We start from the raw sequence: 6,743 nt of genomic DNA on the forward strand, positions 1-6,743 counted from the left end.
GCGGTGTGCCGGGCGACATAACGGTTGGCTATGCCGCCGTCTTCGCGAGCAAGCCCGCTCCCACAAGAAAAACCCAAACGCCAGACAGCACAAAGGGGAGCCGAAGCTCCCCTTTAATTTGTCGTCGCGTGCTCTTTTTTTATTATTGAGGGGCGGCCTGTTGTTGTTTTTGGCAGCCGTGGCCCTTTACCGCTGTTTTTGGCGATCCCCATCCGGGATCAAGAGCAAACGTATTTTTTTGAGCGCTGATCTGCCTTTTCGCCTTGCGATCCAACCGATTCGGGTACTACCTGAAGGTAGTCTTGTTGTTCTCTGCCCGGTTGCGGGTTGCTCCTGGAAGCACCCTGAAAAGCACATCTTCTCCAAAAAAATCTGTTAGCTGCGTCTCTGCCGTGTTGTTTTTGTTATGTCAGAGTCGTTTCGTCTTGTTTTTATTGGGCTTGCCGCGTTTTTTATTCTTGTTATGCCAGAGATATAGCAGGTGCCGTGCCAACTTTTAAAAACTTTTATAAATCAATAATTTGTATTTTTCAGGTGAAAATTTCGTCGGACCAAACCTGACAAATTGTTTCCGTGTTACTCGTTTCGCCACCGTTACAAAAGCCAGCGGTAACACCTCACTGTGCACTGCGCGCCTTGGCGACGCGTGAACCGGTGGGGCGACCCAGCACGTCGCAGATCTGCCGGCCCGCGGCAATCAACGCCTCCAGGTCGACACCGGTCTCGATGCCCAGGCCATCGAGCAGGTACACCACGTCCTCGGTGGCGACGTTACCGCTGGCGCCCTTGGCATAGGGGCAGCCCCCCAACCCGGCGATGGAGCTGTCGAACACGGCGATCCCTTCCAGCAGGCTGGCGTACACGTTAGCCATGGCCTGGCCGTAGGTATCGTGGAAATGCCCGGCGAGCTTGTCCCGGGGCACTTGCGCGCCGACCACCTCGAACATCCGGCGGGTGGCGCCGGCAGTGCCCGTGCCGATGGTGTCGCCCAGGGACACTTCATAGCAGCCCATCTCGTACAGCTCACGGGCGACCCACGCGACTTGCTCGGGCTTGACCGCGCCTTCGTACGGGCAACCCAGCACACACGACACGTAGCCACGCACGCTGACTCCGTGCTGCCGCGCGGCCGCCATGATCGGTGCGAAGCGCTCCAGGCTGTCCTTGATGGAGCAATTGATATTGCGCTGGGAGAACGCCTCGGACGCGGCGGCGAACACCGCCACTTCCTTCACGCCCGCCGCCAGCGCATCTTCGAAGCCCCGCAGGTTTGGCGCCAGGGCGCCATACGTCACGCCGGGCTTGCGCTGGATCTGCGCGAAGACCTCGGCCGAGCCGGCCATCTGCGGCACCCACTTGGGGGACACGAAACTGCCGACCTCGATGTAGCCCAGGCCGGCAGCGCTCAAGGCATCCACCAGGTTCACCTTGTCGGCGACGCTGATGGGCTGCGCCTCGTTCTGCAGGCCATCGCGGGGGCCGACTTCGATCATGCGTACAAAGGAGGGGAGGGACATGGGAGTTGACCTGTAGTAGTGGGTGCGTCAATTCAATGTGGGCGCGGGCTTGCTCGCGAAAGCGGTGTGTCAGTCGCCAAACAGGCTGAAAGAAGTCCGTATTCGCGAGCAAGCCCGCTCCCACACTGGAATCGCGTCGTTATTGGACGACGTCCTGGCCATTGATCGTCTGCTCCAGCGCCTGGATGCAGCGTTCCTCGGCGGTGTCGAGTTCCAGTTTCATCTGTTCGATGTCCAGCAATTGCTGTTCGAGTTGTTCCCGGCGCTCGGCGATTTTCGCCAGCATGCTGTGCAACTGTTTCTGGTTGCCGCTGGTGGGGTCGTAGAGTTCGATCAGTTCGCGGCACTCGGCCAGGGAAAAGCCGATGCGCTTGCCCCGCAGGATCAGCTTCAGGCTGACCTTGTCCCGTGGCGAATAGATCCGTTCCTGGCCCCGACGCTCCGGGCTCAACAGGCCTTGTTCTTCATAGAAGCGGATGGCCCGGGTGGTGATATCCAGCTCACGGGCGAGGTCGGAGATGCTGTAGGTCTGGCTGCTCATGGAAGCGCTCGAAACGAAAGGGGCTGGCGCTAAGCTAAAGGCAGGTTGACGTTCGCGTCAAGCAAGGCGCTGCCAAGCAAACCGGTGGGAGCGAGCAGGCTGGCCCCCACCGTGCCATGCCTAGGCTTTTTCCAGCTTCCGCTCATGGGCCGTCACCTGCTGGCACAACTCGATCATCTGCTCGCGCATCCAGCGGTTGGCCGGGTCCTGGTCGGTGCTTTCATGCCAGTAGAGGTGGGTCTCGACGGGCGGCACGTCGTTGACCGGCAACGGGAAGGCGTGCAGGTCGTGACGGCGGGCGAAACGTTCGGGCACGGTCATGACCATGTCGGTCTGTTGCAACACCTGGGACGCCATCAGGTAATGCTGGGAGCGCAGGGCGATCTTGCGCTGGATGCCCATCTTGCCCAGGGCCAGGTCGACGTAGCCGAGGCCGTTGCGGCGGCTGGAAATGTGCACGTGGGTCTGGGACAGGTAATCGTCGAGGTTGATCTTGTCCTTGCCCGCCAGCGGATGGCCCTTGCGCATGGCGCACACGTAGCGGTCTTCCATGAGCTTGACGTGGCGCACTTGCGGGTCGGTGTTGAGCGGTGCATCGACGGCGAAATCGAGGCGGCCGGCGGCCAGTTCCTTGGTGGTCTCACGGCGCTTGGACAGGAAGCTCTCGATGGCCACGGTCGGCGCCAGGCGACGCAGGCGCTGGAACAGCGGCGGCAAGATCACGCCTTCGGTGAGGTCGGTCATGCTGATGCGGTAGGTCTTGACGGCCTGCAGGGGGTTGAAGATGCGGCTTTCCTGTACCGACACCCGCAGCAGCGACAACGCGTTGCGCACCGGGCCGATGATGTTCTGGGCCATGGGGGTGGGCACCATGCCCTGGGCCGTGCGCACGAACAGCGGATCGTTGAAGGTCTCGCGCAAGCGCGCCAGGGCATTGGACACGGCGGGCTGAGTGATGCCGACGATCTGGCCGGCGCGGGTCAGGTTGGCTTCGGTGTAGATCGCGTCGAAGACGATGAAAAGGTTCAGGTCGACCTTGCTCAGATTCATGGCGCTGCACTCTTGTATTCGGGCGGGTTCTTGGACTTGTTATCGGTGCCGGGTAACGATGCGAATCAGTGAAACATATATCGGTGATGAATGTTAATACACGCCGAGAATAGGTTAGGTAAATTTTCGTAGCTGAACTAGCATCGATTTCATGATCTGAAATCAACCTCTGCCAAGAAGGTGCTGTCCATGGATTTTGCCTATACCCCCAAGGTTCAGGAACTGCGTGAACGCGTCACGGCGTTCATGGAGGCCTACGTCTATCCGGCTGAAGCGGTGTTCGAGCGGCAAGTGGCCGAAGGCGACCGCTGGCAACCCACGGCGATCATGGAAGAGCTCAAGGCCAAGGCCAAGGCCGAAGGCTTGTGGAATTTGTTTCTGCCCGAGTCCGAGCTGGGTGCCGACCTGACCAACCTCGAATACGCGCCGCTGGCCGAGATCATGGGCCGTTCGTTGCTGGGGCCGGAGCCCTTCAACTGCTCGGCGCCGGACACCGGCAACATGGAAGTGCTAGTGCGCTACGCCAATGAAGAGCAGAAGCAACGCTGGCTCGAGCCGCTGTTGCGCGGCGAAATCCGCTCGGCCTTCGCCATGACCGAGCCGGACGTCGCGTCCTCGGATGCCACCAACATGGCCGCCCGCGCCGAGCGCGACGGTGACCAATGGGTGATCAACGGCAAGAAATGGTGGACGTCGGGGGCGTGCGACCCGCGTTGCAAGATCCTGGTCTTCATGGGCCTGAGCAACCCCGATGCGCCGCGCCACGCCCAGCACTCGATGATCCTGGTGCCGGTGGACACCCCCGGCGTGAAGATCGTCCGGCCGTTGCCGGTGTTCGGCTACGACGATGCGCCCCACGGCCATGCCGAGGTGCTGTTCGATAACGTGCGGGTGCCGTACGAAAACGTGTTGCTGGGTGAAGGACGCGGCTTCGAGATCGCCCAGGGGCGTCTTGGCCCGGGCCGGATTCACCACTGCATGCGCTCCATCGGCATGGCCGAGCGCGCCTTGGAATTGATGTGCAAGCGTGCCGTCAGCCGCACCGCGTTCGGCCAGCCATTGGCTCGCCTGGGCGGTAACGTCGACAAGATCGCCGACTCGCGCATGGAGATCGACATGGCGCGCCTGCTGACCTTGAAGGCGGCATACATGATGGACACGGTGGGCAATAAAGTGGCGAAGAGTGAAATCGCCCAGATCAAGGTGGTCGCGCCGAACGTGGCATTGAAGGTCATCGACCGGGCGATCCAGATCCATGGCGGCGCCGGGGTGTCCAACGATTTCCCGCTGGCCTACATGTACGCCATGCAGCGCACCCTGCGCCTGGCCGACGGTCCGGACGAAGTGCACCGGGCGGCTATCGGCAAGTTCGAGATCGGCAAGTACGTGCCCAGGGAAATGTTGCGCAGCGGGCGCTAAGGGCCCGTTTCACCCGGCTGACGCCTTCGCGAGCAGGCTCGCTCCCACAAAGGTTTTGCAGTGACTGCGGATTGCACTGTCATTCAAGCCCCCGTGGGAGCGAGCCTGCTCGCGAACGCGTCCGGCAAAGCCGGCGTCCGCTTATTCCTTGACGCTCATGTATTCCTCGGCCCAGCGGATGTACTCCTCGGGCTGGGTGTAGGTGTGGGTCAGTTCGGTGGCGCTGAGGTCCGCCGCCTGGGTGAAGATCTGCCGTTGTTCACGGAGGCTGTCGTAGGTGGCCTTGATCGCCGCGAAGTAGGCGCCGTGGCCGTCGATGGTGATGCGCACGCCCAGTTCGGCCAGGCGCTTGTCGTCGCGCAACAGCGGGTTGCCGTAGGTGACGAGCATCAGCGGCACGCTCAGGTTCTCGGCGATCTTCTCCAGGTGATCGAAGTCTTGCACGCCCACCATGCAAATCCCGTCCGCCCCGGCCCGTTCGTATTGCTGGGTCCGGCTGATGATTTCCTGGACCGGCAGGATCCCGGCATTGGTCCTGGCGATGATCGACATGTCCGGATCGACCCGGGCCTCCAGTGCCGCCCGTATCTTGCCGACGCCCTCGGCCACGCTGATCAGGTCGGTGGACTTGCGGCCAAACTGGGCCGGCAGCAAGGTGTCCTCGATGGTCAGCGCCGCGACGCCGGCGCGTTCCAGCTCGATGATGGTGCGCATCACGTTCAGGGCATTGCCGTAGCCATGGTCGGCGTCGGCGATCACTGGCAGCTGCGCCACGCGACCGATGCGGGTGGCCTGTTCGGCGAACTCGCTGAGGGTGATCAGGGCAAAGTCCGGCGCACCCAGCACCTGCAACGACGCGACCGAGCCGCCAAGGATGCCGACTTCGAAGCCCAGGTCGGCGGCGATCCGTGCCGACATCGGGTCGAACACCGAGGCGGTGTGGTAGCAGGTCTGGGAAGCCAGCAGTTGACGAAAGTTGCGGCGCAAATCTTGATGGGAAAGCCTGGACATGTGAGTTCCACCATTGGCATGGAACGGCTTGAGCAAAAGTGTCAACGCCGAAAGAGCCAAAGGCTATCACGTGTCACGTATCAAGATGATGACGAATGCGCATGGCCCATGCTGCCAGCGCATTGTCAGGCGCTTGCAGCCCAGGCGCTCTGCTCGCACGATGGCCGGGCAATAGTCAGCCCACGTGAGACGACATTACGCCGCCACGGCCTGTTGCCCCTGCTTGAGCAGCGCCACGGCGCGCACGGTATCGCCCGGTTGCACTTGCAGGCGCTTGGCGGTGAGGCGGTCGACCAGCAGGCTGTGGCCGTGCTGGTGCGCCCGGGCGCTGGTGACCCGGCAGTTTTCCAGGCGCCGGTTATGGATCAGCCACACCGGCGCCTGGTCGTCCGGTGCGCCCACGGCCAGGGTCAGCGGCTGGCTGTCGCGCACCGTGCGGATCTTCGCCACCGGCGCCTCGATCACCGGGCCAGCGTCGAAAATATCGATGTAGCCCTTATGGCTGAAGCCCTCGGCATTGAGAATCCGCATGGCCGGCTCGGTGTTGGGATGGGCCTTGCCGATCACCGCCTGGGCCTGTTCGGTGAGCAGGCAGGTGTAGAGCGGCTGGCGGGGCATCAACTCGGCGATGAACGATTTGTTGCCCATGCCGGACAATTGGTCGGCGTAGCTGAAGTCCTTGCGAAAAAAGTGCCGCCCCAGGCTGTCCCAGAACGGCGAGCAGCCGTGTTCGTCGGCATGGCCGCGCAGCTCGGCGATCAGCTTTTCACCGAACAACTGGGAAAACTCGGCCACGAACAGCAATCGCGCCAGGGACAGCAAGCGTCCGTTGTGGCCGCGACGTTGCTCGGGGTGCAGGAACAACGAGCAGATTTCCGATTGCCCGGTCATCTCGTTGTTGAGGAACAGGGTCGGCAGCTGCCGCTGGATGCCCAGCTCCGGCGCCGAATTCACGGTCACCCCGACCCGGTAGTTGTACCAGGGTTCGCGTAGCCCCACCGCGCCGGTCAGGGCACTGATGCCCACCACCTGGCGGTCGTCGTCTTCGAGCACGAACAGGTAATCGGCGTCGGCACGCTCGACTTGCCCGGCAAAGGTGGGGGGGGGCCCGCGCCCCCGCTGGGGCCCGCGGGCTTCGTTGGGCGGCCGGCCGGGGTACCCCGGCCCGGGGGCACGGGGCCAAAACACCAGCCGCGGGCGGTCGG

General features: G+C 62.7%; 7 protein-coding genes. 2 read left to right on the top strand and 5 right to left on the bottom strand.

Translation table 11 applies throughout. From position 1 onward, the window contains the following. The coding region (locus Q6A48_RS25665) for a hypothetical protein (protein WP_304557274.1) at nucleotides 1-379 on the top strand (379 nt) is incomplete at its 5' end. Between the two features lie 238 nt (nucleotides 380-617). On the opposite strand, the gene Q6A48_RS25670 is transcribed toward Q6A48_RS25665, so the two are convergent. From Q6A48_RS25670 to Q6A48_RS25680, 3 genes are all read right to left on the bottom strand, one after another. Further along, nucleotides 618-1,517 carry a hydroxymethylglutaryl-CoA lyase gene (locus Q6A48_RS25670; RefSeq protein ID WP_304557275.1) on the bottom strand — a complete coding sequence of 300 codons (900 nt, stop codon included), beginning with the start codon at nucleotides 1,515-1,517 and terminating at the stop codon, nucleotides 618-620. 139 nt (nucleotides 1,518-1,656) lie between these two features. Beyond that, nucleotides 1,657-2,058: a MerR family transcriptional regulator gene (locus tag Q6A48_RS25675; RefSeq protein ID WP_304557276.1), complete on the bottom strand. Its 402-nt coding sequence runs from the start codon at nucleotides 2,056-2,058 to the stop codon at nucleotides 1,657-1,659. Between the two features lie 120 nt (nucleotides 2,059-2,178). After that, complete coding sequence (locus Q6A48_RS25680) at nucleotides 2,179-3,108, bottom strand: LysR family transcriptional regulator (RefSeq protein ID WP_304557277.1); 930 nt, start codon at nucleotides 3,106-3,108, stop codon at nucleotides 2,179-2,181. A gap of 189 nt (nucleotides 3,109-3,297) precedes the next feature. Between Q6A48_RS25680 and Q6A48_RS25685 the strand changes: the two genes are divergently transcribed. Continuing rightward, a complete protein-coding gene (locus tag Q6A48_RS25685) occupies nucleotides 3,298-4,527 on the top strand; it encodes an acyl-CoA dehydrogenase (protein WP_304557278.1) in 1,230 nt (409 codons plus the stop codon). 141 nt (nucleotides 4,528-4,668) lie between these two features. Here the strand turns inward: Q6A48_RS25685 and Q6A48_RS25690 are convergent, their stop codons facing one another. Continuing rightward, entirely contained in the window at nucleotides 4,669-5,538 is an 870-nt protein-coding gene (locus Q6A48_RS25690; RefSeq protein ID WP_304557280.1) for an isocitrate lyase/PEP mutase family protein, read from the bottom strand. Between the two features lie 195 nt (nucleotides 5,539-5,733). Then, nucleotides 5,734-6,729 carry an arginine N-succinyltransferase gene (gene astA / locus Q6A48_RS25695; protein ID WP_369811737.1) on the bottom strand — a complete coding sequence of 332 codons (996 nt, stop codon included), beginning with the start codon at nucleotides 6,727-6,729 and terminating at the stop codon, nucleotides 5,734-5,736. Between the last annotated feature and the right edge of the window lie 14 nt (nucleotides 6,730-6,743).

The organism is Pseudomonas citrullilanati (genome assembly GCF_030580855.1).
Lineage (GTDB): Bacteria > Pseudomonadota > Gammaproteobacteria > Pseudomonadales > Pseudomonadaceae > Aquipseudomonas > Aquipseudomonas citrulli.